The organism is Acinetobacter sp. AB03, from assembly GCF_058107045.1.
Genome location: NZ_JBUEBA010000002.1, coordinates 2,505,789 through 2,525,933 on the forward strand (window position 1 = coordinate 2,505,789; position 20,145 = coordinate 2,525,933).

Below are 20,145 nucleotides of genomic sequence, written 5' to 3' on the forward strand. Positions count from 1 at the left end.
ATGCTTTTATATTCCAATCATTTTGAAATAAATTAATATTGATCCGCTTTAGTAACGCGTTTTAAAGACGGATCTTTGGCTTCTCGGATTAAACGTTCCACATGGGTCATTTGGTGGCGTATCGCTTTGCCATATTGAAATAAAATCATTTCCCCTGGTGCAAAGGCTGTCCACGCTTCATTTTGAGTCAACGGTTCGGTAGTAATCACGGCCACGCGATCCTCTGCGGTAGTCACTTGACTAAAATCGACTTCAACATCAATGTCGATCAGCTGCGCAGGTTTAAATGGGTACTCACGCACCAACCAATGCAGTTTGGTAATGGCATAACTAAACAAGGCTTGTCCATTCGATAAACAAAAATTGAACGTGCCATGCTCCGCAATCCGTGGAGAAATATCCGTTAATAAATCAAAAACTTGATCTAGACTTGGCTCGATATAGCCAAACTTGTTCACCAGCTGATCAAGTAAATAGCAAAATGCACGTTCACTGTCGGTATTGCCAACTGGGGTAAAGCGTCCTGAAAGTACAGGATCAAAGTCATGCAAATCGCCATTATGCGCAAAAATCCACTGTCGCCCCCATAGCTCACGGCTAAATGGATGTGAGTTTTCTAAGTTAATTTTTCCCTGCGTCGCTTTGCGGATATGGGCAATCACATTGCGTGATTTGATCGGATAGTTCCGAATTAATTCAGCAATCGGCGACTCAACTGCAGATTGATTGTCAACGAATAAACGGCAGGCTTTATCCTCAAAAAAAGCTATCCCGAAACCGTCACAATGGTCTGAAGTAATCCCCGCGCGCTGTGAAAAGCCTCGAAATGAAAAGGTAATATCAGTCGGTGTTGCACAGTTCATTCCGAGCAGTTGGCACATAATCTTGATCTTATTTAAACATATTTATTTATGATGGTTTTATTGTGCATGAGTCCTGACTGGCTTGCAATTCACAATGCTTCATAACCCGAACACATTCACGCATAAAACTATTTTTATAAAATGCATAGGCCTAAAAAAAGCCTCCGAAGAGGCTTTTTTAAAATGCTAGTGTTTATTACTGCGATTGGTAATTAATGTACCGACACCATGATCGGTGAAAATCTCCAACAACGTTGCATGTGGCACACGACCATCCACAATATGCGCGCTTACCACACCACCTTTCACCGCATCTAGAGCACAACCCACTTTCGGAATCATCCCGCCGTAAATCACGCCCGTTTCAATGAGACGGTCAACTTCTTGGGTGGTTAGACCCGTGAGCAGGTTTTTATTTTCATCTAAAACACCTGAAATATTGGTCAACAAAATCAGCTTTTCAGCACCTAAAGCTTCAGCCACTTTTCCAGCCACCAAATCCGCGTTGATGTTATAAGTATTGCCCTCTTCATCCACACCTAAAGGTGCAATCACAGGAATAAAATCACCACTGGTAAACATTTCCAATACATCGGTTTTAACACTGGTCACTTCGCCCACTAGGCCTAGATCAATTTTTTGTACCGTGCCATCTTCCGCAGTTTTTTCCATCAGTAACTTTTGTGCACGCAGTAAATTACCATCTTTACCCGTTAAACCAATGGCACGACCGCCATGTTGGTTAATCAAGTTCACGATAGATTTATTCACACTACCGCCCAACACCATTTCAACCACTTCCATGGTCGCTGGATCGGTCACTCGCATACCATCAATACGATCCGACTCACGCCCCAATTGCTTTAAAAACGAATCCACTTGTGGACCGCCGCCATGCACCACGATTGGATTTAAACCGACGGTTTTTAACAAAACGATGTCACGTGCAAACGAGCTCTCAAGCTCAGGATCGGTCATTGCATTGCCACCATATTTCACTACTAGCGTTTTTCCAGCAAAACGTTGAATATACGGCAAAGCTTCAGTCAGGACTTGTGCTTTGTCGAGGCCAGTATGTTGATGTGGCATGTGCCTCTCCTTAATGGGCGTCTAATAGGTCTTGTGCAATCTGCGGATAATCTGCCGTCAGCATGTGCACAAAGTTATGGCGAATTTGATGGAGCCGCTGATCACTGTCCGCGTCGAAACGCACGGTAAAATACTCGCCCGTATTCGATGCTCGAATAATGCCAAATCCATCCTCAAAATCAAGTCTTACGCCATCAATTTTACTCATTTCTGCTTGAAAGTGCTGACTTTGTTTTTCCACATTCGCTAAAACCAGCGCGGGTGAAATCTGATGGGTGCTGATATAAATATCCTCTGTACTGGCACGTTCTGGGTAGTCTGCCAGTGCTTCGGACAAAGTGCATTGCTTCAAACTTAAGTATTCCAGCACACGTAGTGCGGCATATAAACCATCGTCATAACCAAAGCCACGACCATCATTAAATACATAATGCCCTGCATATTCACCGCCAAAAACCGCATGCCCTTCAGATTGCGCCAAATATTTCCGCAAAAAAGAACTACCTGTGCGAATCATTTTTGGAATACCGTGATGGGCCAATACTGTATTTCGAACCATGGTGGAACATTTCACATCAAAAACCACTTCATGTGCTGGATGATCAGCCAAACACATGTGCGCAAACAAGGACAATAAACGGTCTGCTGAAATGATTACGCCCTTTTCATCAATCAATACAACACGGTCACCATCCCCATCAAAGGCAATACCGATATCGGCATGCTGCTGTTGCACGGCGTTTCGTAGTAGATCTAGATGTTTGGCTTGAGATGGATCGGGGGCATGTTCAGGAAATTCACCATTGGCCTCACAGCGTAAAGCATGCACCTCACAGCCGAGTTTCTTTAAGACCAAAACGGCACAACGCCCCGCTGAACCGTATAAACCATCCACCACGACTTTATAGGGTCGCGGTTGAGGCATGAGCTGTATATCATTGAGCAATGCCGCCTGATAAGCCAGACAATATTCAGGCACGATCTGATGTGGCAACGTTTGCCAGTTCATCTCTGCATGGCTGTCAAAATATTCATTTGCATCGCGTGCCACCTGTTGGATTGCCTCAGGTAAAGGAGGCTCACCCTGCATAATCCATTTGATCCCATTATCCGACTTCGGATTGTGGCTGGCTGTCACCATAATGCCATTGCCGTCGAACTGACGTGCCGTGTAATACAACACAGGACTAGCACAACATCCGATGATTTGCGCATCTAAGCCCTGTTTAAGACATTCTTTGTAAATAATTTCTGCAAAAGCAGGACTGCTTTGTCTAGCATCATAACCAATGGCTAAACGTGTCTGCCCAGTCTTTAAATATTGAGTTGCGAGCGCTTGTGTAATGGCACGAATCAGCTCAGCACTCATAACATCCAATTTGCCACGGATGTCATAGGCACGAAAAATATGTGCAGGAAATTTTGGCTGAAAATCCATAGGTCTAACTTCTAATTTATTCAGATCAACAGCTCTTTCAGCTGTCCTTGTTGTTATGCTTAACGCTGGGTTTAATTTTACTAAGGATTCAAAAAAGAGTTGTAACTTTTTATGAACTAAAAATGATCATTCAGCATTAAAACAACAAAGCCTCTTTCAAGGAGAGGCTTTGTTGTTTTACTTTATCACTGAGAGATTAGTTTTGACCAGTATGTCCGAAACCACCTGCACCACGTTCTGTCGCTTCAAATTCATTTACAATATCGAACTGGGCTTGAATCACAGGTACGAGTACATACTGTGCAAGACGTTCACCTGGCTCTAAACTGAAAGCTGTTTGGCTACGGTTCCAAACCGACACCATCAATTCACCTTGATAGTCCGAATCAATTAAACCCACCAAGTTACCCAAAACAATGCCGTGCTTATGACCTAGGCCTGAACGCGGTAAAATTAAACCAGCAAAGTGTGGGTCTTCAATATAAATAGATAAACCTGTTTTGACCAAAACAGTTTGTCCCGGTTCGATGACGGTCGCAGCATCGACACATGCACGAAGGTCTAAGCCTGCTGAACCCGTTGTCGCATAGGTTGGCATTGGCCATTCATTGCCTAAACGTGAATCCAACACTTTAACCTGAACTTTCATTCTCTTTTTCCTAGTACAATAAATTTCTAAAATAAAAAAATATTTAGCGCTTAATCAATGCACGTAAATTATCTAAATAATGCTGCGCTTGTAATTTCGGATCGACATTGCCCGCCAGTTTCTTTTTACGCCCCAGCCATTCCAACTCATCTTGCGGCAACTCATCCAAGAAACGACTTGGTGTCATTTGCTTCATTTGACCGCCCGCCTTACGTTGTTCTGCAAGCGTGATGGTTAAACCCTGACGCGCACGGGTAATGCCCACGTACATCAGGCGACGCTCTTCCTCAACCGTATCTGCGGCAATCGAGTTTTTATGCGGCAGTAACTCTTCCTCAAGACCGATCAGATAGACATATGGAAACTCAAGCCCTTTGGATGCATGCAGCGTGAGCAGGTTTACTTTGTCAGTGTCTTCTTCTTCTTGCTGCTGCTCTAACATATCCAGCAACACCATTTTACGAATTACACTTTCAATGTTTTTCTCATCAACATCTTCAGCACGGTTAATCAAACTTTGAATACTGCTATACAACACTTCAATATTATCCAGCTTGGTTTTTTCTTGCGCAGGCGTCGCCGCAGACTCTTTGACATAGTCGATATAACCCGCTTCAACCATCATCTTGCGAATAATCGGTACAGGTTCATCATCCTCAAGCAACTCACGGGTAAAGGTGGTAATAAAGTCTGCAAACTCCGCCAACTGCGTGGTGGCTTTTTTAGGAATCACCATGGTGAGACGTTGATCACCCGCTGCAGAGAGCAAAGACAAATGATTTTCTTGTGCAAACAGACCCAGCTTTTCTAAAGTCACAGGCCCAATGGCACGTTTAGGTGTATTGATAATTCGCAAAAATGCACTGTCATCTTCAGGATTAATAATGACGCGCAAATAACTCATCACGTCTTTGATTTCAGCTCGTCCGAAGAACGACTGACCACCTGATAATTTGTACGGAATCTGCATTTGACGCAGTTGTGTTTCCAGTGCACGTGCTTGAAAATTACCCCGATACAAAATGGCGTAATCTTTCCAATTTTTACCATTCATCAGTTTATGCGTAATTAAGTCTTTTACTACACGTTCTGACTCATCGTCATCATTGCGGCACGTAATCACTCGAATTACTTCACCATGACCTTTATCTGACCACAGTTTTTTATCAAAAATATGTGGATTGTTACCAATCACAGTATTGGCCGCTTTTAAAATACGACTGGTCGAACGATAGTTCTGTTCGAGTTTAATCACTTTTAAATTGTGAAAATCTTCATTCAGCAAAGCCATGTTTTCAGGCTTGGCACCACGCCATGCGTAGATCGATTGGTCATCATCACCCACCGCAGTGAACTGTCCCATCACCCCGACCAGCAATTTCACCAAAATATACTGTGCGGTGTTGGTGTCTTGATACTCATCGACCAATAAATAGCGAATACGGTTTTGCCAGCGCTCACGTACTTCTGCATTTTCTTGTAAAAGACGCGTCGGCATCACAATTAGGTCATCAAAATCGACCGCATTATAGGCACGTAAATTACGCTCATACAGTTGATACAAGTGCGCAAACTGAACATCTTCTGCGGTTTCACAGGTGGTGTGTGCTTGCTCAGGCGGAATCAGATCATTTTTCCAATCTGAAATCATCTTCATGGCTTTGGCAATCAGTTCTTTACTTTCCGCACCGGATAAATTGTCACGGTGCATCAAGTCCATCAAAATACGCTTACAGTCGTCCGCATCTAAAATAGAAAAATTATTTTTTAATGGTGTGTGTTTCAGCTCTAAACGCAGCATGTTTAGGCCAAAGGTGTGGAAGGTCGAGACTGAAAGCCCTTTTGCCTCTTCACGTGACAGCAGCTTGGTGACACGTTCTTTCATTTCGCGTGCTGCTTTGTTGGTAAACGTCATCGCGGTAATACGATAAGCAGGAATGCCGCAGTGTTTCACCAAGTAGGCAATCTTACGGGTAATCACCGAAGTTTTACCTGAACCAGCCCCTGCAAGTACTAACAAGGGTCCTTGAGTATATTTCATGGCTTCAAGTTGCTTGTCATTTAACTGACTTGCCAGTGACATAGTCTTTCCTCTATTTCATTCCGAGCTCGATTATAGTCATCTCCGCTACAGATGCATAATGCAAATTCATATTTTAACAGTCATAAAAAAAACCACCCGAAGGTGGTTTTTCAGTCTTCAATAAAAATTATTGAATTGCGTAGATGCTGATTTCTACACGACGGTTTTGCTCACGGCCTTCAGCAGTCGCGTTAGACGCGATTGGGTTTGCTGAACCTTGACCTTGTGCATTAATACGTGTTGTAGAAACACCTTGAGATGCCAAGTAGCTTGCTACAGATTGCGCACGCGCTTGAGACAGAGGAATGTTGATTGAATCATTACCTGTGCTGTCTGTATAACCTGTTACAAGAATACCGCTCTTGTTATCTTCAGTTAAGGTTTGTGCAACTTTGTTTAAAGTTGAATAAAAGTTCGGCTTGATGTTTGATTTATTGGTATCAAAGGTAATGTTACCCGGCAGAACCAAACCTACAGAGCCATCTGGATTACGGTTAACTTCTACACCAGTACCCGCCATTTGTTGGCGAAGTTTCTTCTCTTTGTTGTCAAGGTAAACACCCGTTGCACCACCGACAACTGCGCCAATCGCTGCAGCACGGTTGTTTTGACGGCTCGTGTTTGCGTTTCCTTTAGAAATACCATAACCAGCAGCAGCACCAATTAAGGTTCCTAATGCAGCTTTATCGTATTCTACACCACCAATGTTATTACCAGTGCTTTGACAACCTGTAAGAACCATTGCCCCAACGACTGCGGAAATTGCTAGTGCACGCATCGCATGCCTCCTTCTTTGTGTGTTTTGTTTATAGAACGAATATTGTCGTAAAACGATGATCTAGACCATTGATTTTTTGTTAATAATAAAGCCTTTATTTACAATATGTAATAAAAAATTTCCTTTTCAAGACTTTCTTCGTCACAATTTCTACACAGTTAATGTTTGGTGCTTTTCTATTTGATCATCCCGTACTATATTGACCTTTAGAAAATAGAACGAGTTGCGAAACGCATTATATTTTAGGGTTTATTTTTATGTCATCGCCAAACCAAAAACAACCTTTATTAAAAAAAATCACCCGTGGTCTAACTGTTGGTTCAGTCATTACAGGCAGTACTTTTTTTCATGGCCCGCCAGTGCTCGCGCTTGGCCTGACCAAACTGTTTAAAAAATCAAAAAAAGTGGATGAGACCAATATTCAAATCACCAACAGCTGGCTTGCTGTGAACAATTATTTAATCGATCATGTCCTACCCAACACGAAATGGGACATTTCTGTCGATGATGATCTTGAGCTGAGTATGCAGGGTCGTTACCTGATGACTTGCAACCATCAAAGTTGGGTCGACACCACGGTTAACCAATATTTTGGTTTAACCCGTATGCCCCTTACCCGCTTCTTTACCAAGTGGGAACTTATTTTTATTCCATTTGTCGGCCAAGCCTTTAAAATTCTAGGCTTCCCGATGATGAAGCGGCATAGTAAAGAACAAATTGCGAAAAACCCTGCGTTGAAAACACGCGATATGGAAGAGGCACGTAAGTCTTGTGAACAACTGCTTAGCCAACCATTCACCCTGTTAAATTATTTGGAAGGCACGCGTTTTACACAAGAAAAACATGCACAGCAGCAGTCGCCTTACCAAAATTTACTTAAACCGAAAGCGGGTGGCTTGGCCTTAGCCTTAAGTATTTTAGGTAATGACATTGATGCCTTGGTAGATATGACCATTGTCTATCCCGACGGCGCACCTGGCTATAGCGAATTTTGGCTCGGGGAAGTCCCACGGATTGCGGTCAATTTACGTAAAATTGATATTCCTGCATGGGTACTCGCTGGAAACTATGAAGACGATGCAGACTTTCGTGAACAATTCCAACAGTGGGTCGATCAACTTTGGACTGAAAAAGACCAGTTGATTGAAAAAATGAAAGCCAAATACTCAACCTCCAATTTAACCGAGTAAGGGTCTATGCATGATGCAGAATAACCAAGTCAAAAAGTCTAAATATCATCAGGTTGATCCACAAAGTTTGTATTTCAAACTGTTTTTGATCTATGACATTTTTATGGTGTTTCTCATCATTTTTAACTTGTTTTGTTTGTGTGCTAATTTTTTTATCATGAGCAATATCGGTGGATGGTTTTTCCATGCCATTCACCTAGAAAGTGTCTTAAGCTTCTATCGTGAGCATTTGCATCCGTGGGTCATCACCACAGAAGCTTGGTTTATTCTGTTCTTGATTACTGAATTATTGGTGCGTTGGGGCATTGCCATCGTGTATCGACACCATCGTCGCTGGTTTTTCTTTCCCTTTATTCATTGGTACGAAATTTTAGCAATTATCCCTCATTTACGCTTTTTAAGATTATTCCGCGCGGGAGTGATTGCTTTTCGACTGCATGAATTAGGCTATAACGTCATTCCTCCATCGGTACAAGCGAAGGGCAAATTTTACTATCGCGTAGTGATGGAAGAACTGTCTGACCGTGTGGTTATTACTGTATTGGATGGGGTGAAGCACGAATTAAATACCAGCTCGACCCATAAAAAAATTATTCATGACCTCGTCGATCATCATCGGACTTTATTTGCACAAGCATTGGCTGAAATTTTACAAGAATCTCTCGCCACCGAACTGAAACAACGTCAATATTTCATTGCCCAAAATGTCGGTCTGATTGTGAATCGTGCGATTGAAGATACCCCTGAACTGACCCAATTACTGCGTTTGATTCCAATTGTGGGTGGAAGAATTGAGCAACAAATTCAAAGTATCGGACAAAGACTTGGTGAAAACATCACACAAGGTTTACTGGAACCAATGGTTGTGGGAAATCCAGCACAGCCCAATGCCACCTATCGCTTGATAGCTGAAAAAGTCAGTGATTTAAAAATCGATAATCAGTCTTTGGAACAGTTGGTTGAGTCTGTTGTCTATGAAAGCTTAGATGCCATTCGCAAGCAAGTTAAGGTGAAACAGTGGTTAGAAGAGCTTGAAAAAGATGATCAAGCCAAAGAATAAGCATTAAGGTAAAAATATTACAAACGCAGCTAGTGCAATCCTTCATTTTGTTCTAGGATTTGCTCTATTTACAACATCACTTCTTTAGTAAAAAATAAATCTGAGAAGTCTTAAGGAAAAATTATGGCTGATATCCGGATAACTGGCAGAATGGTCAATGCGATTCGCATTACCCTTGACACCAATGATCATGATGCAATCCGACAGCAATTAAGTAAAACATTACAAAATGCATCGACTGCTGGGGCGTTAGTTGTTCTGGAAAGTAGCGTTGAGCAAGAATTAATTTCCTTGATTCAATTATTGCTGGATCTGGATGTACAGCCGATGGCAGTACAAGAAGGAATTTTGGCTGAACAAGCCCGTGCCATTCAATTCCCTGTGATTCCCGCGCAAGGACATGGTATTAGCTCGCAACTTCAAGAAGTCAAAGCAACCAAAGAGCAAGTGGTTGAAGCTCCTGCTCCTGCTACGACAGTTTCTACCAATACGCCAGTTGCGGCAGCACCTGTCATTCGCCATGCAACTTCATATCATGACGAAATTTTACGTACGGGGCAGTGCTTGGTTCAAAATCAAGGCGATATCATTATTACCGCAGGCATTAACAGTGGCTCGGAAGTGATTGCTTCAGGAAATATACATATTTATGGTAGTGCTCGTGGTAGAGTCATTGCCGGCGCGGGCGGAAACAGCGCTGCACGCATCTTCTGTCATGCTTTAGAAGCTGAATTGGTTTCAATTGCAGGGACCTATTGTGTTGCAGATGATATTCCAGCGCAGCATTTAAAACGCCCAACACATATTTACTTAAATGATCAACAAGAGCTTGTATTTGAAGCGCTTGAATTTTAATGTATAAATAAACACCAAAAGCCCCAAATGATAAATAAGGGGATTTAAACCATAACAGGAGTGGATTCGGTGGCGAAAATTGTTGTCGTAACATCAGGCAAAGGTGGCGTAGGCAAAACTACGACAAGCGCATCTTTTGCAACAGGTTTAGCCCTACGTGGTCACAAAACTGTTGTGATCGATTTTGACGTAGGTTTACGTAACCTTGATTTGATCATGGGTTGTGAACGCCGCGTTGTGTATGATTTTGTCAATGTATTAAATAACGAAGCTCGATTACAACAAGCGCTTATCCGCGATAAAGATATCGAGAATTTATATATTTTACCTGCGTCGCAAACCCGTGATAAAGATGCCTTAACTGATGAAGGCGTAGCACGTGTCATGGATGAGTTGTCACAAGAGTTTGACTACATTATTTGTGACTCACCTGCAGGTATCGAACGCGGTGCAATTTTAGCAATGTACCATGCCGATGAAGCGATTATTGTGACCAACCCTGAAATTTCATCTGTACGTGACTCTGACCGTATTATTGGTATGCTCGACAGCAAAACCAAAAAAGTTGAAATGAATGAAGGTCGTATTCGTAAACACTTGTGTATCACACGCTTCAACCCTGAACGTGCGGATAAACAAGAAATGTTAACCATTGACGACATTTCTAAAGATATTTTACGTGTGCCAACTTTGGGAGTGATTCCTGAGTGTAAGAGTGTTTTACAAGCATCTAACGAAGGTAAACCAGTGATTCTCTTTACTGAAGAAGCAGCAGGCCAAGCCTATGATGACCTTGTGGCACGTTTCTTAGGTGAAGAACGTCCTTACCGTCATATTACGGTGAAGCCTAAAGGCTGGTTAGCACGACTATTTGGAGCGTAGACATGGCAGGATTTTGGAGTAAGCTTTTTAGTAATGATGAAAAACCGTCTAGTGCTCAAACCGCAAAAGATCGTTTGAAAGTCATCGTAGCGTCTGAAAGCGGTTTAGGTAAACGTCTTAGCCAAGACAAAATCGACCAAATGAAGAAAGAAATCATGCAAGTGGTGAATCGCTATGTTCGCGGTGTAGATGAACAGCACATTCAAATGGCTGTCCGTTCTGAAGCGAATATTGAAATGCTTGAAATGAATATCAATTTGCCTGAAGAACGTTAATCTGATTTTTGATTAGTCAAGCAAATTGAATCAAGGCAGAATATGCGCAGATACAAGAAAGTATTTTCTTTGTCTCCCATATTTTGCCTTTTTTAATGATTAAACCAGCAAGGAGATTGCTATGGCATTATCTCAGCCAGCAACGTTCAATGAAGAATGGTCAGATGAGCGTGTATTTGCCTACTTAACTCAGCTTCCTCCTGAAGGTGTGAATGGCGACTTTCATGTGTTGTACCATGCCTTTAAACACATGCGCCCAAGTGATTATGAGCGTCTGCTCACCCAATTTAAAACGGATGGTCGCGACATTAATGCCACCAATCCAGAAGGTCAACGTATCCATGACGTAATTGCCGCTTATCCACGTCAAGCAGCACCGTTTTTAGAAGTCTTGGCTAAATTTGCCTAACTCTTCAAAAACAGCAATTTTAAAATGCCAGCTCAGTACGGTAGAACTGGCATTTTTTATGTCTGTAAAAACCACATCCAAAGTGGAAAAGTCAAACCGAAACACAAAGTTTGCAAACTAATGATTGCCGCCATGAGTTGACTATCCCCTTGAAAATATTTGGTTAGGACATAGGCTGCTGAGGCTGTTGGGAGCGAGAAGAATACCACCACAATCATGGTTTCAAATGTTGCTAAACCAAATAAAAGACAGCCTACATAGGCTAAAATAGGCACGAAGATTAAACGCCCAAAGGTATTTAGAATTAGCGCTCGGCCAGCATATTTTAACGCATTAAACTGGAGTGCTGCGCCCACACACAAGAGCCCAAGCGGAAGGCTCATCCCTGCTACTAGCTTTAAAGATTGGCTCATGCTCTCGAGCAAATGCATACCTGAAAAATTAAAAATAATCCCGACCAGACAAGCCAGAATCAGCGGATTTTTCGCAACCGACCACGCAATATTTTTATAAGACAGTCCCTGCCCTTGAGAAAAACCAAGTACGGAAAGTACATTCACCAATGGAATAACAAAGGCAATAATCATGGCAAAGACTTGCATCCCTGCAGCGCCAAAAATCAAAGCCATACTGGTCAAACCAATATAAGTATTAAAGCGAATATGACTCTGTAAATAAACGCCAAATTGCGACACAGGCGTACCATACACCGCTTTTAATACCCACAGCATCACACTCATCAGCAAGGTCACAGTAAAGACCACAGCAAGCGCTGGCAGGACTTGCCCGACATTAAAATAAACGGTGGCTAGACTACTGAACAGCAAAACAGGAAACAAAATCCAATAATTCAGTCTTTCAGCGCCTTGCCAAAATTCTACCGTTAAAAAGCGATACCGCTTTAATACATACCCCATGGCAATGAGTACTACCAATGGAATTAATGCATCAATAATTTGCATGACTGGATGCCTAAACTGAATAATTAAGAAAAGCCTGCAATCCGCAGGCTTTCTTTTTAAACTAAAATTTCTCGCTTACCGTTCGCACCTTGCGCACTCACAATCCCATTTTCTTCCATTTGGTCGACAATCCGCGCGGCACGGTTATAGCCCAAACTAAACTTACGTTGTAACGAGGACACCGAAACCTTGCGTGTTTCCAATACAAAGGATACGCACTGGTCATAAAGTGCATCACGGTTTGGATCGCCATCGCCATCTTCAAAACCACGAGAACTTGGTTCTTCATCAAATGGCGTTAAGATTTCATCGACATAGTTTGGTGAGCCGCGCTCACGCCACGCATCGCAGATGCGGTTGACTTCATCATCGGCAATAAAGGCACCATGTACACGTTCAGGTTCAATTTTACCCGGCCCTAAGAACAACATATCACCATGACCCAATAAGTCTTCCGCCCCACCAGCATCCAAAATCGTGCGTGAATCAATTTTCGAGTTCACACGTAAAGCCACACGTGTTGGGATATTGGCTTTAATCAGACCCGTAATTACATCGACCGATGGACGCTGCGTTGCAAGTAACAAATGAATGCCTGCGGCACGTGACTTTTGTGCCAAACGCGTAATCATTTCTTCAGCTTTCTTACCGACCTGCATAATCATATCGGCAAACTCGTCCGCCACAATCACAATCGATGGTAATGGGGTCAAACGTGGTGCACGCTCACCAGCAACCGAATCACTGGCTTTCCAAGTCGGATCAATCAGCTCTTCACCATTGGCAATCGCTTCTTCCACTTTACGGTTATAGTCCGCCAGCTTACGAATTTTTAAGAAAGACATCAGTTTATAACGACGTTCCATCTCATTCACACACCAGTTCAAAGCACTGACCGCATCTTTCATGTCCGTGACCACTGGAGTAAGCAAATGCGGAATATCGTTATAGTTCGCAAGTTCTAACTGTTTCGGGTCAATCAAAATTAAACGCAGCTCATTTGGCGTATATTTCAACAACATCGATAAAATCATCGAGTTCACTGCAACAGACTTACCTGAACCAGTGGTGCCTGCAACTAGCATGTGCGGCGCTTTACCTAAGTCAGCAATCACTGGATTACCCGAAATATCTTTGCCCATTGCCATCGAAAGAATGCTATTTGGATCGGTAAAAGCAGGAATGGTCAACAACTCGATTAAACGTACCATTTCACGTGTGCTATTCGGCACTTCAATCCCGATATACGGTTTACCCGGAATGACTTCAACCACACGTACAGATGCCATGGACATTGAACGTGCCAGATCTCGTGAAATATTGGTCACTTTAGAGGCTTTCACACCTGGTGCTAAATCCAACTCAAAACGAGTTACTACTGGCCCTGGCTGCGCTTCGACCACTTTAGCTTTGACATTGAACTCTTGTAGTTTAATTTCAAGTAATTCAGATAAACGCGCCAACTGTTCAGCAGTGAAATTGACTTTTTTATTCAGGTCAACTTCATCCAGCAAATCCAATCCTGGAAGGGGTGATAAATCACGACGACGCTCTGCTACTTGCATGGACAAAGACATTGGACGGCCTGATGCATCAGTCAATGGCGCATCAAAGTCAAACTCTTCTTCGTCTTGCGGTTTTCCAGCGGTGTCCTGCCATGCTTCAATAAATGCTTCTTTGGACAAAACTTCTTTGGCTAAAGCCGCTGTAGCACTTGTGCTCACTGTATTATGATGCTGAATAGGTGCTTGTACAAAAGCAGATGACTGCGCATAGCTACTGCTGGTCCGCACATCTGAAGCAGCTACTTTCTGCTCCGACCAATCTTCAGCAAGGAATTCGTCTAAATCATCCAATTCATCAAGCTGTGCTTTTGCAATTCCACTCGGCGCTGGTTGTAATGCAACGGGACTCGCCGTAGCACTCAAGGTTGCAACCTCAGCTACCGCAATTGGATCTTCAACCACATGTAAATGAGACACAGGTTCAGGCGTATTGAATGGGCTGTGAACATCCGTTGCTGTTTTGCCATTGGGTACGGCAGCAAGCAGCTCATCAAAGATTTCATCATCATCCCAATCGACATTTTTCTTCTGTGTAGGGGCATCGTCTTGGAAATAATGAGGATCAGCAATTGGCGCTGTATGATCTTGCACCACTGCTTGAAAATGTTGTTCTGGGCTAAATGGGCGATCTTCTTCGGCAGCACGAAGTAAAGCATCAATATCATTTTTATGACGTTGATCTTCACCTGAGTTTAATGCACGCCACACTTCTCCTGTCGCCACCACGCGCTGACTGTCTTGTTCTAATTGGTGCGCTTTTTCTATAGTCCGCTCAAGTTCTGCTTCATCATCTACGTCCACCTGTTGTTCTTGAACACGTTGCTCTTTAGCCACCATGTCATTAAACAAATGCTCTGCTGAATAGTCGCGCTGAGGTGCTTTAACTGATGCCTCTTGCACGGCTACTGGCGCCTCGACCAATTCCGTTGCTTCAACATCCTTTTTCGGTGCCGTTGCAATCACTTCTTTTTTGACGCTTGGCGTCGTACGATCAAAGGCAGACTCGCTTTCAGGCACATTACGGTAAAATAAATCTTGTAAATAAGCAGGAGTTGCTTTGAGGGTCGCGAAAGTACGGTTCCATTTGATACCGAAAGCTAAGGTCAATAAGACCACGGTAAACACGACCAAAAATAAGGTTGCACCGTAAATGGTTAAAATCTGCGACAAACTTTGTCCCAGTTCATAACCAATAATGCCGCCAGAGGCATTGTCTAAAGTGTCCGCTGGAACTTTCCAAAACAAGAACAGTAAGCTGGCGGTTGCAAGCAAAATAAAGAATTGTGCAGCATAACGAAATGGGCGGTTTAAAAAACTATGCGGCCACCATACTTGAATGGCTTCAATGAACAAAAACACAGGAATAAGTAGACTTGCCCAGCCTAAAAAACCGAACAATAAGTCAGCAATCCACGCCCCAGCAACGCCACTGGCATTCGAGACTTGCAAGGTATCACTTGATATATGCATCCAGCCCGGATCAAATGGGGTATAGGTCACGGTAGCAAGGAACAAATAAATGCCAAACGAGACTAAAAATAATGTCATTAATAAGCGCTGTGCATAAGCACCCGACACCTCAGTCATATACTGTCCTGTAACAAATTCTTCATTAATGTTTTTGTTCGAAACCTAAAGCAAAAGTTTCACAATAAACGTCATATTATGCACCTCTTCTTTATAAAAAGATGCACTATTCTTAAATGCTTTATGTATAGCGAGCAGATGATTTTTCCACTTTTTCCCGCTCTACACCGCATATTTCTTCTATATAGCTCAAATCGATTTGATTGATCAATAATATCGACATTGAACTCACACAACTGTTATAGAGTTTCACGTATAATTCCACAAATTTCTAAATAAAAAAAGGATTCTACGTATGAGCGCTCGTCACTCACGTTTGATTATTCTCGGTTCAGGCCCTGCGGGTTACAGCGCTGCGGTATATGCTGCGCGTGCCAACTTAAAGCCGACATTGATTGCGGGTATCCAACTCGGTGGTCAGCTAACGACAACGACTGAAGTGGATAACTGGCCAGGTGACCCTGAAGGCTTAACAGGTCCTGCACTGATGGAACGTATGCAAGCGCATGCTGAACGCTTTGGTACTGAAATCATCTACGATCATATCAATGAAGTTGATCTTTCTGTACGTCCATTTCTACTCAAAGGTGACATGGATGAGTTCACTTGTGATGCACTGATTATTGCCACAGGTGCGACCGCTCAGTACTTAGGTCTTGAGTCTGAAGCTGCTTTTATGGGCCAAGGCGTAAGCGCATGTGCAACCTGTGATGGTTTCTTCTACAAAAACCAAAAAGTCATGGTTGTGGGTGGCGGTAATACTGCCGTTGAAGAAGCACTATATTTGTCTAACATTGCATCGCATGTGACTTTGGTTCACCGTCGTGATTCATTGCGTTCTGAAAAAATCCTTCAAGATCATCTATTTGAGAAAGAAAAAGAAGGCAAAATCAGCATCATTTGGAATCACCAAGTGGATGAAGTTTTAGGTGACAACACGGGTGTAACCGCAGTTCGCTTAAAATCGACTCAAGACGAATCTACACAAGATATTGATGTTCAAGGTTTGTTTGTTGCCATTGGCCACAAACCAAACAGCGCAATGTTTGATGGTCAATTGAACTTACGTGATGGCTATATCCAAGTTCAAAGCGGTACATCTGGTAATGCCACAGCTGCTTCCGTCGCTGGTGTATTCGCAGCAGGCGACATTGCTGATAGTGTTTATCGTCAAGCGATCACTTCAGCGGGTTCTGGCTGTATGGCTGCGCTAGATGCGGAAAAGTATTTGGATGCTTTAGGCGAATAATCTAAGCCTTGAAAAAGACCGCCTTCCATAGGCGGTTTTTTTATGTATGATCTTAAAGTCATTTTTTATCATGTATACACACCACTATGCAGCAGTTACCACCTTCTGAGTATATCTTTCCCGATCCACTTGAAGTTGACCCCGAAGGTGAAGGCTTAATTTGTATCGGTGCAGACCTCTCCCCTTCTACCCTGTTTGAAGCCTACAGCCATGGTTTGTTTCCATGGTTCTCAACAGGCGAGCCCATCTGCTGGTGGTGCCCCGAGCCACGTTGCATCATCCGTCCGCAGGATTATCAGCCCAGTAAAACTCTCCTTCGGAGCATGAAAAAGCAAGATTATCGCATCACCATCAATCAAGCTTTTGAACGGGTGATCCGTGCCTGCTCACTACCACGCAGCTACGCTGATGACACGTGGATCAGTGAAGACATTATAGATGGCTACTGCGCAATGTTTGATGCGGGTTATGGCTATAGCGTTGAAGTTTGGGATCAAACACGCTTGGTTGGTGGACTATACGGCGTCAGCATTGGACACGGCTGTTTTGGAGAGTCCATGTTCAGTACCGAAACGGATGTCTCAAAAATGGCATTTTATACGCTGATGTTGATTGGACGTGAAAATAAGCTGCCTTGGATCGACTGCCAATTGGTCAATAATCATCTGTTAAGCCTTGGTGCTTGTACACTTTCTCGGCAAACCTACTTAAAATCGTTACAAGATGTTGTAAATCAACCCGCTATCGATTGGAAAATGTATCAGGACGGTGTATTTTCAAGTAAAACAATAGCGCAAAATGCGCGACTGACTGAATAAAGAATAATAGAGGGATTTATCATGAATTCGTATCACCCGAAGTCCCTACTGAATGATTTACAGTATTACATCACGCCACCGCATGACTGTAGCTATCTAGAAAAAAAGTCAGCTCGGATGGTATTTCTCGATCCAGCACATCGTATTGATGTCGTCACGCTGTCTGAACTTTCTCGGGTTGGTTTTCGCCGGAGTGGTGATTTTGTTTACCGCCCAGAGTGTCATCTATGTCGACAGTGTCTATCTAGCCGCGTACCTGTGCGCGAATTTAAAATGAACAGCAGTCAAAAAAAAGCATGGAAACGCAATCAAGATCTCACTTTAAAAATTACCCGCACTGCAGACGCCACCCAAAAACATTATGACTTATATGAGCGTTATATTTTTAAACGCCATGCCGATGGAGACATGTTCCCGCCTAGCCGTGATCAATTTGATAAATTCCTCGTGCATAGCTGTACTGAGAGCTTTTTCTTAGAGCTATGGAAAGAAGACCAGCTCATCTGTGTGTCTACCTGCGATCCTCTAGATGATGGTTTATCTGCGGTTTATACTTTTTTTGATCCCGATGAAAACAAACGCTCACTAGGGACTTTCGCCATTTTAAAACAAATCGAGCTCGCCAAAGCACGCGCTTTACAGTTTGTGTATTTAGGCTATTGGGTGCCGCACTCAGAAAAAATGAACTACAAATCGCAGTATTTACCGCTAGAATTGTTGATTGATGGTCAGTGGCGCAGACTCAATCATAGCCTGAGTAGCGAGGAAGTACAGCAACTGGGAAACTCCTTAATGACCACCCTACCTTCGGGGTGGAATAACGCCATTATTAAATAATGACGTTATACAGAAGCTCGACTTTTCTCTTATTTAAATAACTCGGAAAAGTCATCACTACACGATTTCACCATAATAATGGCATGCTCACGACCACCATCTGGTTTAGGATAATAATTTTTACGCAAATCAATTTGATGAAAACCGGACTTTTCATACAAGGCAATAGCTGCTTGATTGCTCTCACGGACTTCTAAAAATACCTGTAGCGGGTTGTTTTTAAGTTGTGCCAGTGAAGCATCTAATAGCAGATAACCCAGCCCTTTGCCTTGCTGGCTTGGATGAATGGCCATCAACAATAAATTGGCCTCATCAAGAACGGGCTGGAGGATACAAAAGCCTACCACCTGCCCTGCCTGTTCAATCACGGTACTGTGATAAGACTGCATGGACTCTTGGAACTGTTGTAGGCTCCAAGGATGGGTTTGAACTAAATTTTCAATCTGCGCAACTTGGCTTAAGTCCGCAGCTTGCATTAAACGAATCATCTTCGTTTATCTTTCTAAAATGTGGAGGTCACAGTATAAAAAATTTGTGCTAAAAACCGAACAAAAAAAAGAGCGATTTACATCGCTCAAAGAGCCAAAACTGCTTAAAACCCTAATTTTAACTTCCACTTCTCAAGTAACGCATCGGTGTCGTGATGATTAGGATGAAAATCCGGTTTAAAGTACATGATCATTTCACGTGCCATCCCTGTAATAATCCCTTTCGATGGACTATATGCATAGGTATAAATATCTTTCAGCGCCGCCCTGTTCAGCTGTTTATCTTGCTGTAATAAACGAAATACAAAGTACGACTGCACGCATAATAAAATGGCCATGGCTGCAACCAGTGATCCCGTTCGTAGTAAATAGGATTTGACTCCCTTACCAAAAACACCTTCAAACACATCATAAGCCACAGCTTTGTGCTCATTTTCTTCAATGGCATGCCATAACCACATGGTTTTCATGGTTTCATCGCTCATCAGCTCTTGAATGTGGTTATTGACCAACAACTGAGAGGCAATGGTTGCAGTAAAATGTTCCAGCGCGGTGGTTGCCGTTAAATCCACCATCTCTTGAGTAATACCCACAGGCTTGCCGAGAAAAGCAAACACTTTACGCGTGGTTTGAATTGCACGATCCGTATAGCGATCAAGTGTTGCAACATCGTGCCCATACTTTTGTGCCGAAGCATTAAAACCTTCATGTTCTTGCGTATGCATCGCTTCTTGACCAATAAAGGCTGAAATCTCTTTTTGTAGTTCGGCATTATCTTTGATTGAGGGATGCTGTCTAACGACACGAACACTGTCGATAAAAAACATTTCACCTGCTGGAAAGAGTGCCGAAAGCGCAGTCATAAAATGGGTCAGTCCAGCTGAACCATTCATCCAATATTCAGGTACGCTTTCAAACTCAAAGTTCATCCGACGTACAGGGAAACTCGCGCCCGCACGGTTGGTGATTTTTACCTTTGCATTCATCTTTCTGCTCCTATGAATATCCTGAAGACATCCATTACTTATAGTTGTTTTCGTCTTTTTATCTTACGTGATTGGGCTCCGC

20 protein-coding genes are annotated in these 20,145 nt (G+C 42.9%); 9 read left to right on the top strand and 11 right to left on the bottom strand.

Translation table 11 applies throughout. From position 1 onward, the window contains the following. Positions 1 to 32: 32 nt before the first annotated feature. The 6 genes from ACY3FQ_RS12740 to ACY3FQ_RS12765 all read right to left on the bottom strand — a co-directional run bounded on the left by ACY3FQ_RS12740 (position 33) and on the right by ACY3FQ_RS12765 (position 6,900). Complete coding sequence (locus tag ACY3FQ_RS12740) at positions 33 to 881, bottom strand: class II glutamine amidotransferase (protein WP_010326014.1); 849 nt, start codon at positions 879 to 881, stop codon at positions 33 to 35. 168 nt (positions 882 to 1,049) lie between these two features. After that, positions 1,050 to 1,952: an acetylglutamate kinase gene (gene argB, locus ACY3FQ_RS12745; RefSeq protein ID WP_004984290.1), complete on the bottom strand. Its 903-nt coding sequence runs from the start codon at positions 1,950 to 1,952 to the stop codon at positions 1,050 to 1,052. Positions 1,953 to 1,962: 10 nt separating this feature from the next. Then, entirely contained in the window at positions 1,963 to 3,390 is a 1,428-nt protein-coding gene (locus tag ACY3FQ_RS12750; RefSeq protein WP_010326013.1) for a phosphomannomutase/phosphoglucomutase, read from the bottom strand. Positions 3,391 to 3,586: 196 nt separating this feature from the next. Beyond that, positions 3,587 to 4,039, bottom strand: a complete 453-nt coding sequence (gene dut / locus ACY3FQ_RS12755) for a dUTP diphosphatase (protein ID WP_004694889.1) — start codon at positions 4,037 to 4,039, stop codon at positions 3,587 to 3,589. A gap of 43 nt (positions 4,040 to 4,082) precedes the next feature. Continuing rightward, entirely contained in the window at positions 4,083 to 6,122 is a 2,040-nt protein-coding gene (locus ACY3FQ_RS12760) for a UvrD-helicase domain-containing protein (protein WP_004694892.1), read from the bottom strand. Positions 6,123 to 6,249: 127 nt separating this feature from the next. Next, positions 6,250 to 6,900, bottom strand: a complete 651-nt coding sequence (locus ACY3FQ_RS12765) for a YiaD family glycine zipper/OmpA-like lipoprotein (protein WP_004694894.1) — start codon at positions 6,898 to 6,900, stop codon at positions 6,250 to 6,252. Positions 6,901 to 7,157: 257 nt separating this feature from the next. Here ACY3FQ_RS12765 and yihG point away from each other — a divergent pair, with 257 nt between their 5' ends. The 6 genes from yihG (at position 7,158) to ACY3FQ_RS12795 (ending at position 11,571) form a co-directional block, all read left to right on the top strand. After that, complete coding sequence (gene yihG, locus ACY3FQ_RS12770; RefSeq protein WP_004694896.1) at positions 7,158 to 8,090, top strand: 1-acylglycerol-3-phosphate O-acyltransferase, YihG family; 933 nt, start codon at positions 7,158 to 7,160, stop codon at positions 8,088 to 8,090. Positions 8,091 to 8,100: 10 nt separating this feature from the next. Further along, positions 8,101 to 9,150: a hypothetical protein gene (locus tag ACY3FQ_RS12775; RefSeq protein WP_004694898.1), complete on the top strand. Its 1,050-nt coding sequence runs from the start codon at positions 8,101 to 8,103 to the stop codon at positions 9,148 to 9,150. Positions 9,151 to 9,273: 123 nt separating this feature from the next. After that, entirely contained in the window at positions 9,274 to 10,005 is a 732-nt protein-coding gene (gene minC / locus ACY3FQ_RS12780) for a septum site-determining protein MinC (RefSeq protein ID WP_078389443.1), read from the top strand. A gap of 69 nt (positions 10,006 to 10,074) precedes the next feature. Then, positions 10,075 to 10,887 (top strand): septum site-determining protein MinD, encoded by an 813-nt coding sequence (gene minD / locus ACY3FQ_RS12785; RefSeq protein ID WP_010326008.1) that lies wholly within the window; start codon positions 10,075 to 10,077, stop codon positions 10,885 to 10,887. A gap of 2 nt (positions 10,888 to 10,889) precedes the next feature. Beyond that, entirely contained in the window at positions 10,890 to 11,162 is a 273-nt protein-coding gene (gene minE, locus ACY3FQ_RS12790; protein WP_004694905.1) for a cell division topological specificity factor MinE, read from the top strand. Between the two features lie 121 nt (positions 11,163 to 11,283). Next, on the top strand, positions 11,284 to 11,571 hold the full coding sequence (locus tag ACY3FQ_RS12795) for a PA4642 family protein (protein WP_004694907.1): 288 nt from the start codon (positions 11,284 to 11,286) through the stop codon (positions 11,569 to 11,571). 56 nt (positions 11,572 to 11,627) lie between these two features. On the opposite strand, the gene ACY3FQ_RS12800 is transcribed toward ACY3FQ_RS12795, so the two are convergent. The 3 genes from ACY3FQ_RS12800 to ACY3FQ_RS12810 form a co-directional block, all read right to left on the bottom strand. Next, the gene (locus ACY3FQ_RS12800; RefSeq protein ID WP_279691920.1) at positions 11,628 to 12,533 is read right to left on the bottom strand and encodes an AEC family transporter; all 906 of its coding nucleotides are present in this window, start codon (positions 12,531 to 12,533) and stop codon (positions 11,628 to 11,630) included. A 56-nt stretch (positions 12,534 to 12,589) separates the two neighbouring features. After that, complete coding sequence (locus tag ACY3FQ_RS12805; RefSeq protein ID WP_005400170.1) at positions 12,590 to 15,685, bottom strand: DNA translocase FtsK; 3,096 nt, start codon at positions 15,683 to 15,685, stop codon at positions 12,590 to 12,592. A 121-nt stretch (positions 15,686 to 15,806) separates the two neighbouring features. Then, the gene (locus ACY3FQ_RS12810; protein ID WP_264754357.1) at positions 15,807 to 15,938 is read right to left on the bottom strand and encodes a hypothetical protein; all 132 of its coding nucleotides are present in this window, start codon (positions 15,936 to 15,938) and stop codon (positions 15,807 to 15,809) included. 42 nt (positions 15,939 to 15,980) lie between these two features. Here ACY3FQ_RS12810 and trxB point away from each other — a divergent pair, with 42 nt between their 5' ends. From trxB to ACY3FQ_RS12825, 3 genes are all read left to right on the top strand, one after another. Continuing rightward, the gene (trxB, locus tag ACY3FQ_RS12815) at positions 15,981 to 16,934 is read left to right on the top strand and encodes a thioredoxin-disulfide reductase (protein WP_279691918.1); all 954 of its coding nucleotides are present in this window, start codon (positions 15,981 to 15,983) and stop codon (positions 16,932 to 16,934) included. An 86-nt stretch (positions 16,935 to 17,020) separates the two neighbouring features. Continuing rightward, complete coding sequence (gene aat / locus ACY3FQ_RS12820; protein ID WP_005400172.1) at positions 17,021 to 17,752, top strand: leucyl/phenylalanyl-tRNA--protein transferase; 732 nt, start codon at positions 17,021 to 17,023, stop codon at positions 17,750 to 17,752. A 21-nt stretch (positions 17,753 to 17,773) separates the two neighbouring features. Continuing rightward, a complete protein-coding gene (locus ACY3FQ_RS12825) occupies positions 17,774 to 18,589 on the top strand; it encodes an arginyltransferase (RefSeq protein WP_005400173.1) in 816 nt (271 codons plus the stop codon). Positions 18,590 to 18,618: 29 nt separating this feature from the next. Here the strand turns inward: ACY3FQ_RS12825 and rimI are convergent, their stop codons facing one another. Together rimI and ACY3FQ_RS12835 are read right to left on the bottom strand one after the other, a co-directional pair. Further along, positions 18,619 to 19,077, bottom strand: a complete 459-nt coding sequence (gene rimI, locus ACY3FQ_RS12830; protein WP_279691915.1) for a ribosomal protein S18-alanine N-acetyltransferase — start codon at positions 19,075 to 19,077, stop codon at positions 18,619 to 18,621. Positions 19,078 to 19,181: 104 nt separating this feature from the next. Continuing rightward, on the bottom strand, positions 19,182 to 20,063 hold the full coding sequence (locus ACY3FQ_RS12835) for a metal-dependent hydrolase (RefSeq protein WP_489774150.1): 882 nt from the start codon (positions 20,061 to 20,063) through the stop codon (positions 19,182 to 19,184). Positions 20,064 to 20,145: the final 82 nt, after the last annotated feature.

What these genes read in the sequence shown, in the direction of transcription:
- aat (WP_005400172.1), top strand. Translation starts at nt 17,021, where the DNA reads ATGCAGCAGTTACCACCTTCTGAGTATATCTTTCCCGATCCACTTGAA.
- ACY3FQ_RS12795 (WP_004694907.1), top strand. Translation starts at nt 11,284, where the DNA reads ATGGCATTATCTCAGCCAGCAACGTTCAATGAAGAATGGTCAGATGAG.
- ACY3FQ_RS12775 (WP_004694898.1), top strand. Translation starts at nt 8,101, where the DNA reads ATGATGCAGAATAACCAAGTCAAAAAGTCTAAATATCATCAGGTTGAT.
- ACY3FQ_RS12760 (WP_004694892.1), bottom strand. Translation starts at nt 6,122, where the DNA reads ATGTCACTGGCAAGTCAGTTAAATGACAAGCAACTTGAAGCCATGAAA.
- ACY3FQ_RS12825 (WP_005400173.1), top strand. Translation starts at nt 17,774, where the DNA reads ATGAATTCGTATCACCCGAAGTCCCTACTGAATGATTTACAGTATTAC.
- minE (WP_004694905.1), top strand. Translation starts at nt 10,890, where the DNA reads ATGGCAGGATTTTGGAGTAAGCTTTTTAGTAATGATGAAAAACCGTCT.
- trxB (WP_279691918.1), top strand. Translation starts at nt 15,981, where the DNA reads ATGAGCGCTCGTCACTCACGTTTGATTATTCTCGGTTCAGGCCCTGCG.
- minC (WP_078389443.1), top strand. Translation starts at nt 9,274, where the DNA reads ATGGCTGATATCCGGATAACTGGCAGAATGGTCAATGCGATTCGCATT.
- ACY3FQ_RS12805 (WP_005400170.1), bottom strand. Translation starts at nt 15,685, where the DNA reads ATGACTGAGGTGTCGGGTGCTTATGCACAGCGCTTATTAATGACATTA.
- ACY3FQ_RS12800 (WP_279691920.1), bottom strand. Translation starts at nt 12,533, where the DNA reads ATGCAAATTATTGATGCATTAATTCCATTGGTAGTACTCATTGCCATG.
- yihG (WP_004694896.1), top strand. Translation starts at nt 7,158, where the DNA reads ATGTCATCGCCAAACCAAAAACAACCTTTATTAAAAAAAATCACCCGT.
- ACY3FQ_RS12750 (WP_010326013.1), bottom strand. Translation starts at nt 3,390, where the DNA reads ATGGATTTTCAGCCAAAATTTCCTGCACATATTTTTCGTGCCTATGAC.
- ACY3FQ_RS12765 (WP_004694894.1), bottom strand. Translation starts at nt 6,900, where the DNA reads ATGCGTGCACTAGCAATTTCCGCAGTCGTTGGGGCAATGGTTCTTACA.
- ACY3FQ_RS12835 (WP_489774150.1), bottom strand. Translation starts at nt 20,063, where the DNA reads ATGAATGCAAAGGTAAAAATCACCAACCGTGCGGGCGCGAGTTTCCCT.
- ACY3FQ_RS12740 (WP_010326014.1), bottom strand. Translation starts at nt 881, where the DNA reads ATGTGCCAACTGCTCGGAATGAACTGTGCAACACCGACTGATATTACC.
- dut (WP_004694889.1), bottom strand. Translation starts at nt 4,039, where the DNA reads ATGAAAGTTCAGGTTAAAGTGTTGGATTCACGTTTAGGCAATGAATGG.
- rimI (WP_279691915.1), bottom strand. Translation starts at nt 19,077, where the DNA reads ATGATTCGTTTAATGCAAGCTGCGGACTTAAGCCAAGTTGCGCAGATT.
- argB (WP_004984290.1), bottom strand. Translation starts at nt 1,952, where the DNA reads ATGCCACATCAACATACTGGCCTCGACAAAGCACAAGTCCTGACTGAA.